This window comes from Pseudomonas sp. B111, from assembly GCF_026428275.1.
Taxonomy (GTDB): Bacteria; Pseudomonadota; Gammaproteobacteria; order Pseudomonadales; family Pseudomonadaceae; genus Pseudomonas; species Pseudomonas aeruginosa.
Genome location: NZ_CP097857.1, coordinates 693,030 through 714,461 on the forward strand (window position 1 = coordinate 693,030; position 21,432 = coordinate 714,461).

Annotated in this window: 18 protein-coding genes; 16 read left to right on the forward strand and 2 right to left on the reverse strand. The window is 64.9% G+C overall.

Translation table 11 applies throughout. From position 1 onward, the window contains the following. The first annotated feature begins 60 nt into the window (after positions 1–60). From bamA to ispD, 16 genes are all read left to right on the forward strand, one after another. Positions 61–2,427 (forward strand): outer membrane protein assembly factor BamA, encoded by a 2,367-nt coding sequence (bamA, locus tag M6E97_RS03215; protein WP_003129941.1) that lies wholly within the window; start codon positions 61–63, stop codon positions 2,425–2,427. A gap of 50 nt (positions 2,428–2,477) precedes the next feature. Next, positions 2,478–2,984, forward strand: coding sequence for an OmpH family outer membrane protein (locus M6E97_RS03220; RefSeq protein WP_003098586.1), 507 nt, complete (start codon positions 2,478–2,480; stop codon positions 2,982–2,984). Further along, positions 2,984–4,045 (forward strand): UDP-3-O-(3-hydroxymyristoyl)glucosamine N-acyltransferase, encoded by a 1,062-nt coding sequence (lpxD, locus tag M6E97_RS03225; RefSeq protein WP_003117487.1) that lies wholly within the window; start codon positions 2,984–2,986, stop codon positions 4,043–4,045. The genes M6E97_RS03220 and lpxD overlap by 1 nt, the downstream gene beginning before the upstream one ends. A gap of 45 nt (positions 4,046–4,090) precedes the next feature. Continuing rightward, complete coding sequence (fabZ, locus tag M6E97_RS03230) at positions 4,091–4,531, forward strand: 3-hydroxyacyl-ACP dehydratase FabZ (protein ID WP_003092375.1); 441 nt, start codon at positions 4,091–4,093, stop codon at positions 4,529–4,531. Next, the gene (gene lpxA, locus M6E97_RS03235) at positions 4,528–5,304 is read left to right on the forward strand and encodes an acyl-ACP--UDP-N-acetylglucosamine O-acyltransferase (RefSeq protein ID WP_003092373.1); all 777 of its coding nucleotides are present in this window, start codon (positions 4,528–4,530) and stop codon (positions 5,302–5,304) included. The genes fabZ and lpxA overlap by 4 nt, the downstream gene beginning before the upstream one ends. 3 nt (positions 5,305–5,307) lie before the next feature. Beyond that, entirely contained in the window at positions 5,308–6,444 is a 1,137-nt protein-coding gene (gene lpxB, locus M6E97_RS03240) for a lipid-A-disaccharide synthase (protein ID WP_003092372.1), read from the forward strand. Beyond that, entirely contained in the window at positions 6,444–7,049 is a 606-nt protein-coding gene (gene rnhB, locus M6E97_RS03245) for a ribonuclease HII (RefSeq protein WP_003092371.1), read from the forward strand. The genes lpxB and rnhB overlap by 1 nt, the downstream gene beginning before the upstream one ends. 216 nt (positions 7,050–7,265) lie before the next feature. Then, positions 7,266–8,681, forward strand: coding sequence for an alanine/glycine:cation symporter family protein (locus tag M6E97_RS03250; protein ID WP_003138024.1), 1,416 nt, complete (start codon positions 7,266–7,268; stop codon positions 8,679–8,681). Between the two features lie 129 nt (positions 8,682–8,810). Beyond that, positions 8,811–12,332: a DNA polymerase III subunit alpha gene (dnaE, locus tag M6E97_RS03255; RefSeq protein WP_003098578.1), complete on the forward strand. Its 3,522-nt coding sequence runs from the start codon at positions 8,811–8,813 to the stop codon at positions 12,330–12,332. A gap of 149 nt (positions 12,333–12,481) precedes the next feature. Then, entirely contained in the window at positions 12,482–13,432 is a 951-nt protein-coding gene (gene accA / locus M6E97_RS03260) for an acetyl-CoA carboxylase carboxyl transferase subunit alpha (protein WP_003109333.1), read from the forward strand. A 69-nt stretch (positions 13,433–13,501) separates the two neighbouring features. Next, positions 13,502–14,830 (forward strand): tRNA lysidine(34) synthetase TilS, encoded by a 1,329-nt coding sequence (gene tilS, locus M6E97_RS03265; protein WP_003109332.1) that lies wholly within the window; start codon positions 13,502–13,504, stop codon positions 14,828–14,830. A 170-nt stretch (positions 14,831–15,000) separates the two neighbouring features. Beyond that, positions 15,001–16,629: a CTP synthase gene (locus M6E97_RS03270; RefSeq protein ID WP_003092366.1), complete on the forward strand. Its 1,629-nt coding sequence runs from the start codon at positions 15,001–15,003 to the stop codon at positions 16,627–16,629. 2 nt (positions 16,630–16,631) lie between these two features. Then, positions 16,632–17,477 (forward strand): 3-deoxy-8-phosphooctulonate synthase, encoded by an 846-nt coding sequence (kdsA, locus tag M6E97_RS03275; protein WP_003092365.1) that lies wholly within the window; start codon positions 16,632–16,634, stop codon positions 17,475–17,477. Between the two features lie 45 nt (positions 17,478–17,522). Further along, on the forward strand, positions 17,523–18,812 hold the full coding sequence (gene eno / locus M6E97_RS03280) for a phosphopyruvate hydratase (RefSeq protein ID WP_003092364.1): 1,290 nt from the start codon (positions 17,523–17,525) through the stop codon (positions 18,810–18,812). 64 nt (positions 18,813–18,876) lie between these two features. Next, positions 18,877–19,161: a cell division protein FtsB gene (gene ftsB / locus M6E97_RS03285; RefSeq protein WP_049310785.1), complete on the forward strand. Its 285-nt coding sequence runs from the start codon at positions 18,877–18,879 to the stop codon at positions 19,159–19,161. 19 nt (positions 19,162–19,180) lie between these two features. Next, positions 19,181–19,885, forward strand: a complete 705-nt coding sequence (ispD, locus tag M6E97_RS03290; RefSeq protein WP_003092359.1) for a 2-C-methyl-D-erythritol 4-phosphate cytidylyltransferase — start codon at positions 19,181–19,183, stop codon at positions 19,883–19,885. A 60-nt stretch (positions 19,886–19,945) separates the two neighbouring features. Here ispD and yedF read toward each other — a convergent pair whose 3' ends face one another. Both yedF and yedE read right to left on the reverse strand, forming a co-directional pair. Further along, positions 19,946–20,194 (reverse strand): sulfurtransferase-like selenium metabolism protein YedF, encoded by a 249-nt coding sequence (gene yedF / locus M6E97_RS03295; protein WP_033938381.1) that lies wholly within the window; start codon positions 20,192–20,194, stop codon positions 19,946–19,948. Then, positions 20,160–21,386, reverse strand: coding sequence for a selenium metabolism membrane protein YedE/FdhT (gene yedE / locus M6E97_RS03300; protein WP_052150741.1), 1,227 nt, complete (start codon positions 21,384–21,386; stop codon positions 20,160–20,162). Before yedE ends, yedF begins: the two co-directional genes overlap by 35 nt. Between the last annotated feature and the right edge of the window lie 46 nt (positions 21,387–21,432).

The window sequence follows — 21,432 nt, forward strand, 5'->3', positions numbered from 1 at the left end:
TTCGAATCTGCCGCCCTTTGCGGCAGATTCTCTATTTGTCAGTTGGAAAAAAAGGACTCCATGAAACGCTTTCTGCTACCCGCGCTGCTGTCAGCGCTGATGATCGCCGAGGTTCACGCCGAGTCCTTCACTGTTTCCGATATCCGGGTCAATGGCCTGCAGCGCGTGTCCGCCGGTAGCGTGTTCGCCGCCCTGCCGCTGAACGTCGGCGAGACCATCGACGACCAGGCCCTGGTCCAGGCCACCCGCTCCCTGTTCAAGACCGGTTTCTTCCAGGACATCCAGCTCGGCCGCGATGGCAACGTGCTGGTAGTCACTGTAGTCGAGCGCCCGTCGATCTCCAGCATCGAGATCGAGGGCAACAAGGCGATTTCCAAGGAAGACCTGCTCAAGGGCCTGAAACAGTCCGGCCTGGCCGAGGGCGAGATCTTCCAGCGCGCCACCCTCGAAGGCGTGCGCAACGAGCTGCAACGCCAGTACGTGGCCCAGGGCCGCTACTCGGCCGAGATCAACGCGGAAGTGATCCCGCAGCCGCGCAACCGCGTCGCGCTGAAGATCAACATCAACGAAGGCACGGTCGCCGCGATTTCCCACATCAACGTGGTGGGCAACACCGTCTTCTCCGAAGAAGACCTGACCGACCTGTTCGAACTGAAGACCACCAACTGGCTGTCGTTCTTCAAGAACGACGACAAGTACGCCCGCGAAAAGCTCTCCGGCGACCTCGAGCGCCTGCGCTCCTATTACCTGGACCGCGGCTACATCAACATGGATATCGCCTCCACCCAGGTATCCATCACCCCGGACAAGAAGCACGTCTACATCACCGTCAACATCAACGAGGGTGAGAAGTACACCATCCGCGACGTGAAGCTGACCGGCGACCTGAAGGTGCCGGAAGAGGAAGTGAAGCGCCTGCTGCTGGTACAGAAGGGCCAGGTGTTCTCGCGCAAGGTGATGACCACCACCTCCGACCTGATCACCCGTCGCCTGGGCAACGAGGGCTACACCTTCGCCAACGTCAACGGCGTGCCGGAAGCCCATGACGACGACAAGACCGTCTCGGTGACCTTCGTCGTTGACCCGGGCAAGCGTGCCTACGTCAACCGCATCAACTTCCGCGGCAACACCAAGACCGAAGACGAAGTGCTGCGCCGCGAAATGCGCCAGATGGAAGGCGGCTGGGCCTCCACCTACCTGATCGACCAGTCCAAGGCCCGTCTGGAGCGCCTCGGCTACTTCAAGGAAGTCAACGTCGAGACCCCGGCGGTTCCCGGCACCGACGACCAGGTCGACGTCAACTACAGCGTCGAAGAGCAACCGTCCGGCTCGATCACCGCCAGCGTCGGCTTCGCCCAGAGCGCCGGCCTGATCCTCGGTGGCTCGATCAGCCAGAACAACTTCCTGGGTACCGGCAACAAGGTCAGCATCGGCCTGACCCGCAGCGAATACCAGACCCGCTACAACTTCGGCTTCGTCGACCCCTACTGGACCGTCGACGGCGTCAGCCTCGGCTACAACGCCTTCTATCGGAAGACCGACTACGACGAGCTCGACGTCGACGTCGCCAGCTACTCGGTGAACAGCCTGGGCGCCGGCATGAGCATCGGCTACCCGATCAGCGAGACCTCGCGCCTGACCTATGGCCTGAGCGTGCAGCGCGACCAGATCGACACCGGCCGCTACACCGTGGACGAGATCTACGACTTCCTCGACAAGGAAGGCGACAACTTCACCAACTTCAAGGCTTCCATCGGCTGGTCCGAATCGACCCTGAACAAGGGCGTGCTGGCCACCCGTGGTCACTCGCAGAGCCTGACCCTGGAAACCACCCTGCCGGGCAGCGACCTGTCGTTCTACAAGATCGACTACCGCGGGCAGGTCTTCGCCCCGCTGACCGACAACTACACCATGCGCTTCCACACCGAGTTGGGCTATGGCGACGGCTACGGATCCACCGAGCGCCTGCCGTTCTACGAGAACTACTACGCCGGCGGCTTCAACTCGGTGCGGGGCTTCAAGGACAGCACGCTGGGGCCTCGTAGTACTCCGAGCCGTGGAGAGGCGGAAGGTGGTCGACCTGGAACCGTCAGGGATCCAGACCAGGATCCCGAAGCCTTCGGTGGTAACATCCTGATCACCGGCGGCGCCGAGCTGCTGTTCCCGCTACCGTTCGTCAAGGACCAGCGCCAGTTGCGTACCGTGCTGTTCTGGGACGTGGGTAGCACCTTCGATACCGATTGCCCGACCAAGACCACTCAGAACTGCGACGGCATCAAGACCGACAACCTCGCCAGTTCCGTGGGCGTCGGCCTGACCTGGATCACCGCGCTGGGCCCGCTGAGCTTCAGCCTGGCGACGCCGATCAAGAAGCCGGACAACGCGGAAACCCAGGTCTTCCAGTTCTCCCTGGGCCAGACCTTCTGATTTGTACGTAGTACCGAGTAACGAAACCATGCTTTGTGCAGGAGTGCATCGTGCGTAAGTTCACCCAGTTCGTCCTGATCACCGCAGCCATCATGGCGGCTCCTTCGGCGTTCGCTGAAATGAAGATCGCGGTGCTCAACTACCAGATGGCGCTGCTCGAGTCCGATGCCGCCAAGCAATACGCCGTGGATGCCGAGAAGAAGTTCGGCCCCCAGCTGAACAAGCTGAAGAACCTCGAACGCGACGCCAAGGCGCTGCAGGACAAGCTGGTTTCCAACGGCAGCAAGATGTCCCAGGGCGACCGCGAGAAGGCCGAGCTGGACTTCAAGCAGAAGGCCCGTGACTTCCAGTTCCAGTCCAAGGAACTGAACGAGTCGAAGGCCGCCGCCGACCGCGACATGTTGAAGAAGCTCAAGCCGAAGCTGGACCAGGCCGTCGAGGAAACCATCAAGAAAGGCGGCTACGACATGGTCATCGAGCGTGGCGCCGTGGTCGACGTCAAGCCGCAATACGACATCACCCGCCAGGTGATCGAGCGGATGAACCAGCTGCGTTGATGATGAGCACCTTGTCCTACACCCTGGGCCAGCTGGCCGCGCATGTCGGCGCGGAACTCCGTGGCGACGCGGACCTGCCGATCCAGGGCCTGGCGACCTTGCAGGAGGCCGGACCGGCTCAGCTGAGCTTCCTGGCCAACCCGCAGTATCGCAAGTACCTGCCCGAAAGCCGTGCCGGCGCCGTCCTGCTGACGGCTGCCGACGCCGACGGGTTCGCCGGTACCGCGCTGGTGGTGGCCAACCCCTACCTGGCCTATGCCAGCCTATCGCACCTGTTCGATCGCAAGCCGAAGGCGGCCGCCGGTATCCATCCCACCGCCATCGTCGCGGCGGACGCCGAGGTCGATCCGAGCGCCAGTGTCGGCGCCTATGCGGTGATCGAGAGTGGCGCCCGCATCGGCGCTGGCGTCAGCATCGGCGCGCACTGCGTAATCGGCGCCCGTAGCGTGATCGGCGAAGGCGGCTGGCTGGCGCCGCGGGTCACGCTCTACCACGACGTCACCATCGGCGCGCGGGTGAGTATCCAGTCGGGCGCGGTGATCGGCGGCGAAGGTTTCGGTTTCGCCAACGAGAAGGGCGTCTGGCAGAAGATCGCCCAGATCGGCGGGGTGACCATCGGTGACGACGTCGAGATCGGCGCGAACACCACCATCGACCGTGGAGCACTGTCCGATACGCTGATCGGCAACGGTGTGAAGCTGGACAACCAGATCATGATCGCGCACAACGTGCAGATCGGCGATCATACCGCCATGGCCGCTTGCGTCGGCATTTCCGGCAGCGCCAAGATCGGCAGGCATTGCATGCTCGCCGGCGGCGTTGGCCTGGTCGGCCATATCGAGATCTGCGACAACGTTTTCGTGACCGGCATGACCATGGTGACCCGCTCGATCACCGAGCCGGGATCGTATTCCTCCGGTACCGCCATGCAACCGGCGGCCGAATGGAAAAAAAGCGCCGCGCGCATTCGTCAACTGGACGACATGGCGCGTCGACTTCAGCAGCTGGAAAAACGCCTGGCTGCCGTGACCTCAAGCGGTGACGCTTCATCTGATGCGTAATTGACGTTTTTTGCGTCACCCTTTTCTGAACAGGCTCCCCCTAACATGATGGACATCAACGAGATTCGCGAATACCTGCCTCATCGCTATCCTTTCCTGCTGGTGGATCGGGTGGTAGAGCTGGACATCGAGGGCAAGCGCATTCGCGCCTACAAGAATGTCAGTATCAATGAGCCGTTCTTCAACGGACATTTCCCCGAGCACCCGATCATGCCGGGCGTGCTGATCATCGAGGCGATGGCCCAGGCGGCCGGTATCCTCGGTTTCAAGATGCTCGACGTGAAGCCCGCCGACGGCACCCTTTACTACTTCGTCGGTTCGGACAAGCTGCGCTTCCGCCAGCCGGTCCTGCCGGGCGACCAGTTGCAACTGCACGCCAAGTTCATCAGCGTGAAGCGCAGCATCTGGAAATTCGACTGCCACGCTACCGTCGACGACAAGCCGGTATGCTCGGCTGAAATCATCTGTGCGGAACGCAAACTATGAGTTTGATCGATCCTCGCGCCATCATCGATCCGAGCGCCAGGCTGGCGGCTGACGTCCAGGTGGGCCCGTGGTCCATCGTCGGGGCGGAAGTGGAGATCGGTGAAGGGACGGTGATCGGTCCGCACGTGGTGCTCAAGGGCCCCACGAAGATCGGCAAGCACAACCGCATCTACCAGTTTTCCAGCGTCGGCGAGGACACTCCCGACCTGAAATACAAGGGCGAGCCGACGCGCCTGGTGATCGGTGACCACAACGTGATCCGCGAAGGCGTGACCATCCATCGCGGAACCGTCCAGGATCGCGCGGAAACCACCATTGGCGACCACAACCTGATCATGGCCTATGCGCACATCGGCCATGACAGCGTGATCGGCAACCATTGCATCCTGGTGAACAACACGGCGCTGGCCGGGCATGTCCACGTGGACGACTGGGCGATCCTGTCCGGCTACACCCTGGTGCACCAGTACTGCCGGATCGGCGCGCACAGCTTTTCCGGCATGGGCAGCGCCATCGGCAAGGACGTCCCGGCCTACGTGACGGTCTTCGGCAACCCGGCCGAAGCCCGCAGCATGAACTTCGAAGGCATGCGTCGGCGCGGCTTCAGCAGCGAGGCCATCCATGCCCTGCGGCGTGCCTACAAGGTGGTCTATCGCCAGGGACATACCGTCGAGGAAGCCCTGGCCGAGCTGGCCGAAAGCGCTGCCCAGTTCCCCGAGGTCGCGGTGTTCCGTGATTCCATCCAGAGCGCAACCCGCGGCATCACCCGCTGAGCCATGGCTGACGGATTACGCGTAGCCCTGGTCGCCGGCGAGGCCTCCGGCGACATCCTCGGGTCCGGACTGATGCAGGCGCTGCGGGCGCGGCACCCGGATATCGAGTTCATCGGCGTCGGTGGGCCGCGCATGGAGGCCGAAGGGCTGTCCAGCTATTTCCCCATGGAGCGCCTGTCGGTGATGGGCCTGGTCGAAGTGCTGGGCAGGCTGCCGGAGTTGTTGCGACGGCGCAAGCGCCTGATCCGCACGCTCATCGAGGCCCGGCCGGATGTGATGATCGGCATCGACGCTCCCGACTTCACCCTCGGCGTCGAGCACAGGCTGCGCCAGGCTGGCCTGCGCACCGTGCATTACGTCAGCCCTTCGGTGTGGGCCTGGCGGCAGAAGCGGGTGCTGAAGATTCGCGAGGCCTGCGACCTGATGCTGGCATTGTTCCCCTTCGAAGCACGTTTCTACGAAGAGCATGGGGTGCCCGTGCGTTTCGTCGGCCACCCCCTGGCCAACACCATTCCCCTGCAGGCGGATCGCGCTGCGGCCCGCGCGCGGCTCGGATTGCCGGCGGACGGACAGGTGGTGGCGCTGATGCCGGGCAGTCGCGGCGGCGAGGTCGGCAAGCTCGGCGCCTTGTTCCTCGACACCGCCCAGCGCCTGCTCGTCGAACGGCCGGGCCTGCGTTTCGTGCTGCCCTGCGCCAGCGCTGCACGGCGCGAACAGATCGAGCAGATGCTCCAGGGCCGCGAGCCTCTGCCGCTGACGCTGCTCGACGGCGCTTCCCATGAAGCGCTTGCCGCCTGCGATGCGGTGCTGATCGCCTCCGGTACCGCGACCCTCGAGGCGCTGCTCTACAAGCGGCCCATGGTGGTGGCTTATCGGGTCGCCGGGCTGACGTACCGGATTCTCAAGCGCCTGGTGAAAAGCCCTTACATCTCCCTGCCGAACCTGCTGGCCGGGCGCCTGTTGGTGCCGGAACTGATCCAGGACGCCGCCACCCCGCAAGCGCTGGCCGCAACCCTCTCGCCGCTGCTGGACGACGGCTCGCAGCAGGTGGAATTCTTCGATGCCATCCATCGGGCCTTGCGCCAGGATGCTTCGGCACAGGCGGCGGAAGCCGTCCTGCAACTGGTGGAGCGCCGCTGATGCAACTGGGCCTGGATTTCAATCTGGTGGAGGATCTGGTCGCGGGCGTCGACGAGGTTGGTCGCGGTCCGTTGTGCGGTCCGGTGGTCACCGCCGCGGTGATTCTCGACCCGAGCCGCCCGATCCTCGGCCTGAACGACTCGAAGAAGCTCAGCGAAGCTCGTCGCGAGGCGCTGTTCGAAGAGATCCGCGAGAAGGCCCTGGCCTGGTGCATCGCCCGCGCCGAGGTCGAGGAGATCGACCGGCTGAACATTCTGCATGCCACCATGCTCGCCATGCAGCGCGCGGTCGAAGGCCTCAGCGTGACTCCGCGGCTGGCCCTGATCGACGGCAATCGCTGTCCGAAACTGGCGGTGCCCAGCGCGCCGGTGGTCAAGGGCGACAGCCAGGTACCGGCAATCGCCGCGGCGTCGATCCTGGCCAAGGTCAGTCGCGACCGGGAAATGGTCGAGCTGGACCGGGTCTATCCGGGCTATGGCATGGCTGGGCACAAGGGCTATCCGACCGCTGTCCATCTCGAGGCGCTTTCCCGTCTCGGCCCGACGCCGATCCATCGACGCTCGTTTGCTCCGGTTCGCGAATTGCTGGATGTCCCTGTTCAATAATTGAGCGGATGTCGCGTGACTGACCGTATCCGTCGCCTGGTGACAAGCGGTGAGCGGCGTCAATAGCGGAAAGTCCTGCCCCTTCCTGCCAGGTACCATTCACAGCGAAATTTCCTTCGGCTCGCACGTCATTCCGTGTGTGTCCGAAACACGCGGCCTTCTACCCGGGAGGTCGGCTGACAACAATCCGCCATAAGCGGAACAGGGGAGTTATCCATGCAAGAATTCGCCACTCAGGTCGTCGACCTGCTCAACGGCCTTATCTGGGGCAAGATCCTCATCTGGCTGCTGGTCGGTTGCGGCCTGTACTTCACTGTGCGCCTGGGATTGATCCAGTTCCGCCACTTCGGCCATACCTTCAGCGTGCTCAAGGGCAGCCGCCAGTCGGACGACTCGGGAATCTCCTCGTTCCAGGCGCTCTGCACCTCTCTGGCGGCGCGGGTCGGTACCGGCAACGTCGCCGGCGTGGCGGTAGCGATCACGCTCGGCGGTCCCGGCGCAGTGTTCTGGATGTGGGCGATCGCCCTGGTGGGGATGGCGACCGGCTTCGTCGAGGCGACCCTGGCCCAGTTGTTCAAGATTCGCGACGACAAGGGCCAGTTCCGTGGTGGCCCGGCCTACTACATGGAGAAGGGCCTGGGCGCGCGCTGGATGGGCATCCTGTTCTCGATCTTCCTGATCATCGCCTTCGGTTTCGTCTTCAACTCGGTGCAGGCCAATACCATCACCGGTGCCATGCAGGGCGCCTTCGGCGTGCCGACCTGGATCAGCGGCATCGCCGTGGTGATCCTCACCGCGTTGATCATCTTCGGCGGCCTGCGCTCCATCGCGCGCTTCTCCGAGCTGGCGGTACCCTTCATGGCGGTGGCCTACCTGCTGCTGGCGGTGGGCATCATCCTGTTCAATCTCAGCGAACTGCCGGGCGTCCTGGAGATGGTGGTGAAGAGTGCCTTCGGCTGGCACGAGGCCGCCGCCGGCGGCATCGGCGCGGCGATCCTCAACGGCTTCAAGCGCGGCTTGTTCTCCAACGAAGCAGGCATGGGCTCGGCGCCCAACGCCGCCGCCTCGGCCACGCCCTATCCGCCGCACCCGGCGTCCCAGGGCTACGTGCAGATGGCCGGCGTGTTCATCGATACCCTGCTGATCTGCACCGCTTCCGCCGCCATCATCCTGCTGGCCGGACCGCAGGAAGGCGAGGGCATCATGCTGGTGCAGAATGCCCTGACCAGCCAGGTCGGCGACTGGGGCCGCTACTTCCTGGCGGTGATCATCCTGTTCTTCGCCTTCACCTCGATCGTCGCCAACTACTTCTATGCCGAGAACTGCCTGGTATTCCTCGAGCACAACCACCTGGCGGGCCTGTTGATCTTCCGCCTGATCGTGCTGGCGATGGTGATGTTCGGCGCGCTGGCTTCGCTGCCGTTCGTCTGGAACCTCGCCGACGTGTCGATGGGCCTGATGGCGATCACCAACCTGATCGCCATCCTGCTACTGTCCAACCTCGCGATCAAGCTGGCCAAGGACTACAACGCCCAGCGCAAGGCCGGCAAGCTGCCGACCTTCGACGCCAGCCAGTTCCCCGAAGTCCAGCAGAAGCTCGAACCGGGTATCTGGGACGACCGCCGCGCCTGAGCGCGGGGCGGGCGACGTTTCTCGGCGCAGCCGAGGCGCATCGTCCGCTCTTGAACCTGTAGCTTTGCCACCGGGCCCGGTACAATCCGGGCCTTGTCGTTTTTGCGTTATTTCTGCTCCGGGGCCTTCATGACCGTATCCTTCGTTCACCTGCGTCTGCATACCGAATTCTCCCTGGTCGACGGCCTGGTCCGGGTCAAGCCCCTGGCCAAGGCAGTGGCAGGGCTGGGCATGCCGGCGGTGGCGGTCACCGACCAGAGCAACATGTGCTCGCTGGTGAAGTTCTACAAGACCGCCATGGGCGCCGGCATCAAGCCGATCTGCGGGGCCGACATCTGGCTCGCCAGCCGCGAGGAAGATGGCCCGCTCAGCCGCCTGAGCCTGCTGGCGATGAACGCGAAGGGCTATCGCAACCTCACCGAGCTGATTTCCCGCGGCTGGAGCGAAGGCCAGCGCAATGGCGAGATCATCATCGAGCGCGACTGGGTCAAGGAGGCGGCGGAAGGCCTGATCGCGCTGTCCGCGGCCAAGGAAGGCGAGATCGGCCACGCGCTGCTCGACGGCGAGGAGGCCAAGGCCGAGGCGCTGTTGCGCGAGTGGATGGAGGTGTTCCCCGAGCGCTTCTACGTCGAAGTGCAACGTACCAGCCGGGTCAACGACGAGGAGCACCTCCACGCGGCGGTGGCTCTGGCGTCACGCTGTAACGCGCCGCTGGTGGCGACCAACGACGTGCGCTTCATCAAGCAGGAAGACTTCGAGGCCCACGAGACCCGCGTCTGCATCGGCGAGGGGCGGACCCTCGACGATCCGCGGCGGCCGCGTACCTATTCGGACCAGCAATACCTGAAGTCGCCGGCGGAAATGGCCGAGCTGTTCAGCGACCTGCCGGAAGCGTTGGAAAACACCGTCGAGATCGCCAAGCGCTGCAACATCGAGGTGCAGCTGGGCAAGTACTTCCTGCCGGACTTCCCCACGCCCAATGGCATGGGCATCGACGACTACCTGCGGCACGCCTCCTTCGAAGGTCTCGAGGAGCGCCTGGAGGTGCTGTTGCCGAAGGACACCCCGGACTACGAGGCCAAGCGCCAGGTCTATGTCGATCGCCTGAACTTCGAACTCGATATCATCATCCAGATGGGTTTCCCCGGTTACTTCCTCATCGTGATGGACTTCATCAAGTGGGCGAAGAACAACGGCGTACCGGTAGGCCCCGGGCGGGGCTCGGGCGCCGGCTCGCTGGTGGCCTACGTGCTGAAGATCACCGACCTCGATCCGCTGGCCTATGACCTGCTGTTCGAACGTTTCCTCAACCCGGAACGGATCTCCATGCCCGACTTCGACGTCGACTTCTGCATGGAGGGCCGCGACCGGGTGATCGACTACGTGGCCGACGCCTACGGGCGCAACGCGGTGAGCCAGATCATCACCTTCGGCACCATGGCGGCGAAGGCGGTGGTACGCGACGTGGCGCGGGTCCAGGGCAAGTCCTACGGTCTCGCCGACCGGCTGTCGAAGATGATTCCGTTCGAAGTCGGCATGACCCTGGATAAGGCCTACGAGCAGGAAGAAATGCTCCGCGACTTCCTCAAGAGCGACGAGGAAGCCGCCGAGATCTGGGAGATGGCCCTCAAGCTGGAAGGCATCACCCGCGGTACCGGCAAGCACGCCGGTGGCGTGGTGATCGCGCCGACCAAGCTGACCGACTTCTCGCCGATCGCCTGCGACGAGGAAGGCGGCGGACTGGTGACCCAGTTCGACAAGGACGACGTGGAGGCGGCCGGCCTGGTGAAGTTCGACTTCCTCGGCCTGCGGACCCTGACCATCATCAAGTGGGCGATGGAGATCATCAACCGCGAGCAGGCCAAGAAGGGCCTGGAGCCGGTGAACATCGACTTCATCCCGCTGGACGACAAGCCGACCTATTCGCTGCTGCAGAAGGCCGAGACCACTGCGGTGTTCCAGCTCGAATCGCGCGGCATGAAGGAGCTGATCAAGAAGCTCAAGCCGGACTGCCTGGAAGACCTCATCGCACTGGTGGCGCTGTTCCGCCCGGGTCCTCTGCAGTCGGGCATGGTGGACGACTTCATCAACCGCAAGCACGGTCGCGCCGAGCTGTCCTATCCGCACCCCGATTACCAGTACGCCGGCCTGGAGCCGGTGCTCAAACCCACCTACGGCATCATCCTGTACCAGGAACAGGTGATGCAGATCGCTCAGGTCATGGCCGGCTATACCCTCGGTGGCGCGGACATGCTGCGCCGGGCGATGGGCAAGAAGAAGCCCGAGGAAATGGCCAAGCAGCGCGGCGGTTTCATCGAGGGTTGCAAGAACAACGGCATCGATGCCGATCTCGCGGGCAACATCTTCGACCTGGTGGAAAAATTCGCCGGCTACGGCTTCAACAAGTCACACTCGGCAGCCTACGGCCTGGTCTCCTACCAGACCGCCTGGCTGAAGACCCACTTCCCGGCGCCGTTCATGGCCGCGGTACTCACCGCGGATATGCAGAACACCGACAAGGTGGTGACGCTGATCGAAGAATGCCGGCACATGAAGCTGCGCATCGTGGCGCCGGACGTGAACAACTCCGAGTTCCGCTTCACCGTCGACGACGATGGCCGGATCGTCTATGGCCTGGGTGCGATCAAGGGCGTCGGCGAGGGGCCGGTGGAGGCGATCACCGAATGCCGCGCCGAAGGCGGGCCGTTCAACACCCTGTTCGACTTCTGCGACCGCGTCGACCTCAAGCGCATCAACAAACGCACCCTGGAAGCGCTGATCCGCGCCGGTGCGCTGGATCGCCTGGGGCCGCACTACCACGACGAGCTAAAGGCCTACCAGGCTACCGTCGACCTCAACCGCGCCGTGCTGCTGGCGGCGATGGAGGAAGCGATCCAGGCCGCCGAGCAGACCGCGCGCAGCCACGACAGCGGGCACATGGACCTGTTCGGCGGAGTCTTCGCCGAGCCGGAGGCGGATGTCTACGCCAACCACCGCAAGGTCAAGGAGCTGACCCTCAAGGAACGCCTGAAGGGCGAGAAGGACACCCTCGGCCTGTACCTGACCGGCCATCCGATCGACGAGTACGAAGGCGAGGTGCGGCGCTTCGCCCGCCAGCGCATCGTCGAGCTGAAGCCGGCGCGCGATACCCAGACGGTGGCCGGGCTGATCGTCAACCTGCGGGTGATGAAGAACAAGAAGGGCGACAAGATGGGCTTCGTCACCCTCGACGACCGCTCCGGACGGATCGAGGCCTCGCTGTTCTCCGAAGCCTTCGCCGCGGCCCAGTCGCTGCTGCAGACCGATGCGCTGGTGGTGGTCGAGGGCGAGGTCAGCCAGGACGACTTCTCCGGCGGACTGCGCCTGCGCGCCAAGCGCGTGATGAGCCTGGAGGAAGCGCGTACCGGCCTGGCGGAGAGCCTGCGGATGAAGCTGCACGCCGACCTGTTGAAGGGCGACCGCCTGCGCTGGCTGGGCGAGCTGTTCAACCGCCATCGCGGTTCCTGCCCGATCACCCTGGACTACACCAGCGCCGACGCCAAGGCCCTGCTGCAGTTCGGCGAGAGCTGGCGGGTGGATCCGGCGGACGATCTGATCCAGGCATTGCGTGACCAGTTCGGGCGCGACAACGTCTTCCTCAATTATCGTTAATCGCGATGGGCGATAACGCCGTTGTTCCGCGCTCTGCGGCGGGAAAACGCGGATCGCCCTTGCTCCCGGCTCGACCCCTGGCGCCCGATCCCGTAAGGTAGGGCGCCAAACGGAAACGGCCCACTAGAATCTGCGCACGACGGAAGCCTATGAACCCGAACTTTCTTGATTTCGAACAGCCGATCGCCGACCTGCAAGCCAAGATCGAAGAGCTGCGCCTGGTGGGCAACGACAATGCGCTGAACATCAGCGACGAAATCTCGCGTCTGCAGGACAAGAGCAAGGCGCTCACCGAAAATATCTTCGGCAATCTGTCCAGTTGGCAGATCGCCCAGCTCGCGCGCCATCCCAAGCGTCCCTATACCCTCGACTACATCGGTTACCTGTTCAGCGATTTCGAGGAACTGCACGGCGACCGGCATTTCGCCGACGACCCGGCGATCGTCGGCGGCGTTGCCCGCCTCGACGGTTCCCCGGTGATGGTCATCGGCCACCAGAAGGGCCGCGAAGTCCGTGAGAAGGTCCGGCGCAACTTCGGCATGCCGCGTCCGGAAGGCTATCGCAAGGCCTGCCGCCTGATGGAAATGGCCGAACGCTTCAAGATGCCGATCCTGACCTTCATCGACACGCCCGGCGCCTACCCGGGGATCGATGCCGAGGAACGCGGCCAGAGCGAGGCGATCGCCTGGAACCTGCGGGTGATGGCGCGACTGAAGACGCCGATCATCGCCACCGTGATCGGCGAGGGCGGTTCCGGCGGCGCGCTGGCCATCGGTGTCTGCGACCAGTTGAACATGCTGCAATACTCCACCTACTCGGTGATCTCGCCGGAAGGCTGCGCCTCCATCCTCTGGAAGACCGCCGAGAAGGCGCCGGAAGCCGCAGAGGCCATGGGCATCACCGCCGAGCGCCTGAAAGGCCTGGGCATCGTCGACAAGGTCATCGACGAACCGCTGGGCGGCGCCCATCGCGATCCGGCGAGCATGGCCGAATCGATCCGTGGCGAACTGCTGGCGCAACTGAAGATGCTCCAGGGCCTGGAAATGGGTGAGTTGCTGGAGCGTCGTTACGACCGCCTGATGAGCTACGGCGCGCCGTAAACCATCCGGCGCACTGGTACGATCGACAAGCCCGGCATTCGCCGGGCTTGTCGCATGAGGAGCGCAAGCATGCCGGCGGTGCCGCTCGAATCCCGTCTGTTACAGGCCCTGGCGCCCTGGCGCGAAGCGGGGGGCTGGTGCGTGGCGTTTTCCGGCGGGCTGGATTCCACGGTGTTGCTGCATCTGCTCGCCCAGTTGGCCCGGAGCGAAGCCTTGCCGGCGCTGTCGGCGCTGCATGTCCACCATGGCTTGCAGGCTGCGGCGGACGGTTGGCCGGCGCACTGCCAGGCGGTCTGCCGGTCGCTGGGTATCCCGCTGCGGGTCGAGCGGGTGCAGGTCGCCGTTGGCGGCAGCATCGAGCAGGCGGCGCGCGACGCCCGCTATCGCGCATTCCAGGCGAGCCTGGGCGAGGGACAGGTGCTGCTCACCGCGCAGCACCTCGACGACCAGGCCGAGACCCTGCTGTTCCGCCTGTTGCGTGGAGCGGGCCTGCGCGGCCTGGCGGCGATGCCGGCGAGCCGGCCGCTGGGCGGCGGCCGCCTGTGCCGCCCCTTGCTCGGGGTTTCCCGCGCCGAACTGGAAGCCTATGCGCAGACGCACCGGCTGGACTGGGTGGAGGATCCTTCCAACCAGGATCCGCGCTTCTCGCGCAACTACCTGCGCCGGGAGATCATGCCGCGTCTCGCCTCCCACTGGCCGCAGGCCGTCGCCGGCATGGCGCGCTGCGCGGCGCATCTGCGCGAGGCCGAAGACCTGCTGGCTGAACTGGCCGCCATCGACCTCCGGGCCTGCCGCCAACCCTCGGAACTGGATTGGCCGGACTGGCTGGATCTGCCCCGGATCGCCCTGGAGCCTCTGCGCCGCCTCAGCGCTGCGCGCCAGCGCAACCTGCTGCGGGCCTGGCTGGGACAGCTGACGCGGTTGCCGGACAGCGACCACTGGGCCGGCTGGGAGTCGTTGCGCGATGCCGGCGACGATGCCGACCCGATCTGGCGCCTGGAGAGCGGCGAGTTGCGTCGCGGCGCGGGGCGGATCTGGTGGTTGCCGGCGGACTGGCGTGCAGCGGCGGGACCGTTCGTCTGGGAGCGTCCCGCTCATCCATTGCTTCTTCCCGGCAATGGTCGGCTGGCGTTGCTCGGCGAGGTTCCGGCGGGGCCGTTGCGCGTCGACTACCGGCGGGGTGGGGAGGTGCTGGCCCTGGCCGGGCGCGGTCGCCGCGACCTCAAGCGATTGCTCAACGAAGCGGGCGTACCGAGCTTCCTGCGCGGTCGTTTGCCGCTGCTCTTCCGAGCCGACGAACTGCTCGCGGTGGCCAACATTCCTGGCCTGGACAGTCCCCGCGAGGGGGGCTGGCGACTGTCCTGGAGCCCGCCGACGAACGACCCGGGTTTGAGCTAGTAAGCCGTTTCCAGTAGACTACGCTCCCGTCTTGTACTGCTCCCGCCGATTCCCTCCGGAATCAGCAGGAGTTTGCTTTGCCCACGGATTTGTCCGTGGCGGGAGCTGGCCTCCCTTCTCCGAATCCCCGGCGGTTGATCCCGCCTAAACGCTGACTTCTAGGGTTTTTCATGACGCGCTACATCTTCGTCACGGGTGGTGTTGTTTCTTCATTGGGGAAAGGCATCGCTTCGGCTTCTCTGGCTGCGATCTTGGAAGCGCGTGGCCTGAAGATCACGATGCTCAAGCTGGACCCTTACATCAACGTGGACCCGGGCACCATGAGCCCGTTCCAGCACGGTGAGGTCTTCGTGACCCAGGACGGCGCCGAGACCGACCTGGACCTGGGCCATTACGAGCGCTTCGTTCGTACCACCATGACCCAGAACAACAACTTCACCACCGGCCGCGTCTACATGGACGTGTTGCGCAAGGAGCGCCGCGGCGACTACCTGGGCGCCACCGTGCAGGTGATCCCGCACATCACCGACGAGATCAAGCGGCGCATCATCAAGGGCGCCGGCGATGCCGACGTCGCCCTGGTGGAGATCGGTGGCACCGTCGGCGACATCGAGTCGCAGCCGTTCCTCGAGGCGATCCGCCAGCTGCGCGTCGAGATCGGCGCCAAGCGCGCGATGCTGATGCACCTGACCCTGGTCCCGTACATCGCCACCGCCGGCGAGACCAAGACCAAGCCGACCCAGCACTCGGTCAAGGAGCTGCGCTCCATCGGCCTGCAACCGGACGTGCTGGTCTGCCGTTCCGACCACCCGATCGACGTCTCCTCGCGGCGCAAGATCGCGCTCTTCACCAACGTCGAGGAGCGCGCGGTGATCGCCCTGGAAGACGTCGACACCATCTACCGCATCCCGTCGGTGCTGCATGCCCAGGGCCTGGACGACATCGTCGTCGAGCGCTTCGGCCTGGAGTGCGGGCAGGCCGACCTGTCCGAATGGGACCGGGTGGTCGATGCCAAGCTCAACCCCGAGCGTGAAGTCACCATCGCCATGGTCGGCAAATACATGGAACTGCTGGACGCGTACAAGTCGCTGATCGAGGCGATGACCCACGCCGGCATCCAGAGCCGCACCAAGGTCAACCTGCGCTACATCGACTCCGAAGACATCGAGCAGCAGGGCACCAGCCTGCTGGAAGGCGTCGACGCCATCCTGGTCCCGGGCGGCTTCGGCCTGCGCGGCGTGGAAGGCAAGATCAGCACCGTGCAGTACGCCCGCGAGAACAAGATCCCCTACCTGGGCATCTGCCTGGGCATGCAGGTCGCGGTCATCGAATACGCCCGCAACGTGCTCGGCTGGAGCGACGCCAACTCCACCGAGTTCGACAAGTCCAGCGGCCATCCGGTGGTCGGCCTGATCACCGAATGGCAGGACGCGACCGGCGCCACCGAGATCCGCACCGAAGCTTCCGACCTGGGCGGCACCATGCGCCTGGGCGCCCAGGAGTGCCAGCTGCAGACCGGCACCCTGGTGCACGACTGCTATGCCAAGGACGTGATCGTCGAGCGCCATCGCCATCGCTACGAAGTGAACAACAACCTGCTGCCGCAACTGGAACAGGCCGGCCTGAAGATTTCCGGCCGCTCCGGCGACGGCGCCCTGGTGGAAGTGGTCGAGGCCCCGGAGCATCCGTGGTTCGTTGCCTGCCAGTTCCACCCGGAATTCACCTCCACACCGCGTGATGGCCACCCGCTGTTCAGCGGTTTCGTCAACGCCGCGCTGAAATATTCCGGGAAGGCCTGAGCATGGCACAGAAGATCGTTCGCGTCGGCGATATCCAGATCGGCAACGACCTGCCGTTCGTGCTGTTCGGCGGCATGAACGTGCTGGAGTCGCGCGACCTGGCCATGCAGGTCTGCGAAGAATACGTACGGGTTACCGAGAAACTCGGTATCCCCTATGTGTTCAAGGCCAGCTTCGACAAGGCCAACCGTTCCTCGATCCACTCGTTCCGTGGCCCGGGCCTGGAAGAGGGAATGAAGATCTTCGAAGAGATCAAGAAGACCTTCAAGGTGCCGGTCATCACCGATGTCCACGAGCCGTTCCAGGCCCAGCCGGTGGCCGAGGTCTGCGACATCATCCAGCTGCCGGCCTTCCTCTCGCGGCAGACCGACCTGGTGGTGGCGATGGCCAGGACCAACGCGGTGATCAATATCAAGAAGGCCCAGTTCCTCGCGCCCCAGGAGATGAAGCACATCCTGACCAAGTGCGAGGAAGCCGGTAACGACCGCCTGATCCTCTGCGAGCGCGGCTCCTCCTTCGGATACAACAACCTGGTGGTCGACATGCTCGGCTTCGGCATCATGAAGCAGTTCGAGTACCCGGTATTCTTCGACGTCACCCACGCCCTGCAGATGCCCGGCGGTCGCGCGGACTCCGCCGGCGGCCGGCGCGCCCAGGTCACCGACCTGGCCAAGGCCGGGCTCAGCCAGAAGCTCGCCGGGCTGTTCCTCGAGGCCCATCCGGACCCCGAGCACGCCAAGTGCGACGGTCCGTGCGCGCTGCGCCTGAACAAACTCGAAGCCTTCCTGTCCCAGCTCAAGCAACTGGACGAGCTGATCAAGAGCTTTCCTGCAATCGAGACTGCCTAGTCTCCTCAGACCGCCCCGTTCATTCACTTCGGAGTGTTAACAAGAATGGCAAAGATCGTCGACATCAAGGGCCGTGAGGTCCTGGACTCCCGCGGCAACCCTACCGTTGAAGCGGACGTGATCCTGGACAACGGCATCGTCGGCAGCGCCTGCGCGCCTTCCGGTGCTTCCACCGGTTCCCGCGAGGCCCTCGAGCTGCGCGATGGCGACAAGAGCCGTTACCTGGGCAAGGGCGTGCTGAAAGCCGTGGCCAACATCAACGGCCCGATCCGCGACCTGCTGCTGGGCAAGGACGCGGCCGACCAGAAAGCCCTCGACCACGCGATGATCGAGCTGGACGGCACCGAGAACAAGGCCAAGCTGGGCGCCAACGCGATCCTCGCGGTGTCCCTGGCTGCCGCCAAGGCCGCCGCACAGGCCAAGGGCGTACCGCTGTACGCGCACATCGCCGACCTCAACGGCACTCCCGGCCAGTACTCCATGCCGGTGCCGATGATGAACATCATCAACGGCGGCGAGCATGCGGACAACAACGTCGATATCCAGGAATTCATGGTCCAGCCGGTCGGCGCGAAGAACTTCGCCGAGGCGCTGCGCATGGGCGCCGAGATATTCCATCACCTCAAGGCCGTGCTGAAGGCCCGTGGCCTGAACACTGCCGTCGGTGACGAAGGCGGCTTCGCGCCGAACCTGTCGTCCAACGAAGATGCCCTGGCCGCCATCGCCGAGGCCGTCGAGAAGGCCGGCTACAAGCTGGGCGACGACGTGACCCTGGCCCTGGACTGCGCCTCCAGCGAGTTCTTCAAGGACGGCAAGTACGACCTGGAAGGCGAAGGCAAGGTATTCGACGCCGCCGGTTTCGCCGACTACCTGGCCGGCCTGACCCAGCGCTACCCGATCATCTCCATCGAGGACGGCATGGACGAGTCCGACTGGGCCGGCTGGAAAGGCCTGACCGACAAGATCGGCGCCAAGGTCCAACTGGTCGGCGACGACCTGTTCGTGACCAACACCAAGATCCTCAAGGAAGGCATCGAGAAGGGCATCGGCAATTCGATCCTGATCAAGTTCAACCAGATCGGTTCGCTCACCGAGACCCTGGAGGCCATCCAGATGGCCAAGGCCGCCGGCTATACTGCGGTGATCTCGCACCGCTCCGGCGAAACCGAGGACTCGACCATCGCCGACCTGGCCGTGGGTACCGCCGCCGGTCAGATCAAGACCGGTTCGCTGTGCCGCTCCGACCGCGTGTCCAAGTACAACCAGTTGCTGCGCATCGAAGAGCAACTGGGCGCCAAGGCGCCGTACCGTGGTCGCGCGGAATTCCGCGGCTGAGCCTAGTCTGGTACGGTGAAGGGGTGGCAAGAGCCACCCCTTTTCTTCTCAAGGAGTTCGAGGCTTGAGGTTACGTAGCCCCTACTGGCTGTTCGTGGTGCTGATCCTGGCGCTGGCGGGCCTGCAATATCGCCTGTGGGTCGGCGATGGCAGCCTGGCGCAGGAGCGCGACCTGCAGAAGCAGATCGCCGACCAGCATGGCGAGAACGAGCGCCTGCTGGAGCGCAACCGGATTCTCGAAGCCGAAGTCGCCGAGCTGAAGAAAGGCACCGAGACCGTCGAGGAGCGTGCGCGGCACGAGCTCGGCATGGTCAAGGACGGCGAAACCCTCTACCAGCTCGCCAAGTGAGCTGACGACCCTTCTCCCGATGACGACTTCCGACCTTCCCGCCTTCTGGACGGTGATCCCCGCCGCCGGCGTGGGTTCGCGCATGCGCGCCGACCGCCCGAAGCAATATCTCGATCTTGCCGGTCGCACCGTGATCGAGCGCACCCTCGATTGTTTCCTCGAACACCCGATGCTTAGGGGCCTGGTGGTCTGCCTGGCCGAGGACGATCCCTACTGGCCCGGGCTGGACTGCGCCGCCAGCCGGCATGTGCAGCGCGCCGCCGGGGGCGCCGAGCGCGCCGGCTCGGTGTTGAACGGCTTGCTGCGCCTGCTGGAGTTGGGGGCACAGGCCGACGACTGGGTGCTGGTGCATGACGCCGCGCGGCCGAACCTGACCCGCGGCGACCTCGACCGCCTGCTCGAAGAACTCGCCGAAGATCCGGTCGGCGGGCTGCTGGCGGTGCCGGCGAGGGACACCCTCAAGCGCTCCGACCGCGACGGCCGGGTCAGCGAAACCATCGACCGCTCGGTGGTCTGGCTGGCCTATACGCCGCAGATGTTCCGCCTCGGCGCCCTGCACCGGGCGCTGGCCGATGCGTTGGTGGCCGGCGTGGCGATCACCGACGAGGCTTCGGCGATGGAGTGGGCCGGCTATGCGCCGAAGCTGGTGGAAGGGCGCGCCGACAACCTGAAGATCACCACCCCGGAAGACCTGCTGCGCCTGCAGCGCAGTTTTCCGCACTGAACCCGGGCACAAGAAAGCCGACCCGAGGGTCGGCTTTCTTGTCGTTGCAGGCTCGCTCGTTCAGCTTTCCAGCGGCACCTCTATGAGGAAGCGGAACAGCGCGCCATGCTGCTCCACCGCCAGGCATTTGTAGCCCTGGCGCTGGGTATCTTCGGGAATCCCGTGGACCGATTGCGAGCAGTCGGTGACCACTTCCAGGCGTTCGCCCGGCTGCATGGTCGCCAGGGTTTCCAGGGTGGCGATGGCGTTGTACGGGCAATGTTCGCCGCGCAGGTCAAGCGACAGGGTCGGTTTGTCGATCTGGCTCATGGTTCGGTTTCCGCGGTCGGGTGAATCGGGAGGCGTTCAGTTGCACCAGCAGCAGGCACAGGGCCAGGCCGGCGAAGGTCAACAGCAGGCCGTTGCCGGGCCCGAAGCTTTCCAGCAGGTCGAGCTTGGGATAGGGCAGGGCGAGGCGGGTACCCAACTGGTCCCAAAAGATCGCCACCAGGGTTCCGCCGATGACGTTGCCGATGCCGACCACCCAGAAGTGCACCTGGCCCTCCATCGAGCGGTACATCCAGCCGGTCTCGCAACCGCCGGCGAGGACGATGCCGATGCCGAAGAGAATGCCGCCGATGATCGCATTCGGGCCCATCCAGAAGATCTTCGGCGCGACGCCCAGGCGGATCGCGGCGAAGGTACCGATGCAGGCGGCCGCCATGCCGAGCAGGATGCCGAAGGCGGCGCGGGTCCGGCCGGTGGTCCAGAGGTCCCGTGCGGCGCTGGTGAAGCAGATCTGCGCGCGCTCGATCAGGCCGCCGAACAGCAGGCCGAACAGGCAGGCCATGCCCAGCACCAGCGATACCTCGAAGCGCCAGGCGGCGAACAGCGCGGCGAGCGCCAGCACCGCCAGGCCCAGGCGGGCCTGCAGGCGTGTGCGTCGGGCCAGGCTTTCGGCGTCGGGCAGGGCGCTGGCCGTGGCGCCGACTTTCAGCGGCGTGCGCAGGAACGGCAGCAGGCTGATCTTCACGCCGATCCAGGCGCCGCCGACGGTGGCGAACATGAAGGCCCAGGCGTGCAGGGAAAACATCGGGATACCGGTGAAGAACGCCGCCAGGTTGCAGCCCATCGCCAGGCGCGCGCCGAAGCCGGCGACGATACCGCCGACCAGGCCCTGCAGCAGGCGGCGTTTGCTGGTCGGCCAGCGCAGGCTGACGTTGCCGGCCCAGAGGGCGCAGCACAGGGCGCCGAGGAACATGCCGATGATCATCACTCCGTCGATCCGGTCCAGCGGCGTGCCTTGAAGGCCGATCAGCCTGAAGTAGCTCCAGTCCTGTGGCTGGTAGCCGAACCAGGACAGCACGTGGCCGCCCCAGCGGGTGAATTCGCCGGTCACCGCCCAGAAGGTGCCGGTGAGCGCGAAGTAGTAGGCGGAGGCGACGCCGAGGGCGACCAGCGCCGGCAGCGGCGACCAGAACCTCACCAGGTAGCGTTGGCGAAACGCATTGAGGGCAGACATGCGACTTCCTTGAATCGATAGCGGGTGGAGCGGGAAACCGCCAAGT

Bases quoted from the DNA above. Each gene is read 5' to 3' on its own strand.
- fabZ (WP_003092375.1), top strand. From the start codon at position 4,091: ATGATGGACATCAACGAGATTCGCGAATACCTGCCTCATCGCTATCCT.
- lpxB (WP_003092372.1), top strand. From the start codon at position 5,308: ATGGCTGACGGATTACGCGTAGCCCTGGTCGCCGGCGAGGCCTCCGGC.
- M6E97_RS03270 (WP_003092366.1), top strand. From the start codon at position 15,001: ATGACGCGCTACATCTTCGTCACGGGTGGTGTTGTTTCTTCATTGGGG.
- dnaE (WP_003098578.1), top strand. From the start codon at position 8,811: ATGACCGTATCCTTCGTTCACCTGCGTCTGCATACCGAATTCTCCCTG.
- accA (WP_003109333.1), top strand. From the start codon at position 12,482: ATGAACCCGAACTTTCTTGATTTCGAACAGCCGATCGCCGACCTGCAA.
- lpxD (WP_003117487.1), top strand. From the start codon at position 2,984: ATGATGAGCACCTTGTCCTACACCCTGGGCCAGCTGGCCGCGCATGTC.
- lpxA (WP_003092373.1), top strand. From the start codon at position 4,528: ATGAGTTTGATCGATCCTCGCGCCATCATCGATCCGAGCGCCAGGCTG.
- yedE (WP_052150741.1), bottom strand. From the start codon at position 21,386: ATGTCTGCCCTCAATGCGTTTCGCCAACGCTACCTGGTGAGGTTCTGG.
- ispD (WP_003092359.1), top strand. From the start codon at position 19,181: ATGACGACTTCCGACCTTCCCGCCTTCTGGACGGTGATCCCCGCCGCC.
- tilS (WP_003109332.1), top strand. From the start codon at position 13,502: ATGCCGGCGGTGCCGCTCGAATCCCGTCTGTTACAGGCCCTGGCGCCC.
- yedF (WP_033938381.1), bottom strand. From the start codon at position 20,194: ATGAGCCAGATCGACAAACCGACCCTGTCGCTTGACCTGCGCGGCGAA.
- kdsA (WP_003092365.1), top strand. From the start codon at position 16,632: ATGGCACAGAAGATCGTTCGCGTCGGCGATATCCAGATCGGCAACGAC.
- M6E97_RS03250 (WP_003138024.1), top strand. From the start codon at position 7,266: ATGCAAGAATTCGCCACTCAGGTCGTCGACCTGCTCAACGGCCTTATC.
- eno (WP_003092364.1), top strand. From the start codon at position 17,523: ATGGCAAAGATCGTCGACATCAAGGGCCGTGAGGTCCTGGACTCCCGC.
- bamA (WP_003129941.1), top strand. From the start codon at position 61: ATGAAACGCTTTCTGCTACCCGCGCTGCTGTCAGCGCTGATGATCGCC.
- rnhB (WP_003092371.1), top strand. From the start codon at position 6,444: ATGCAACTGGGCCTGGATTTCAATCTGGTGGAGGATCTGGTCGCGGGC.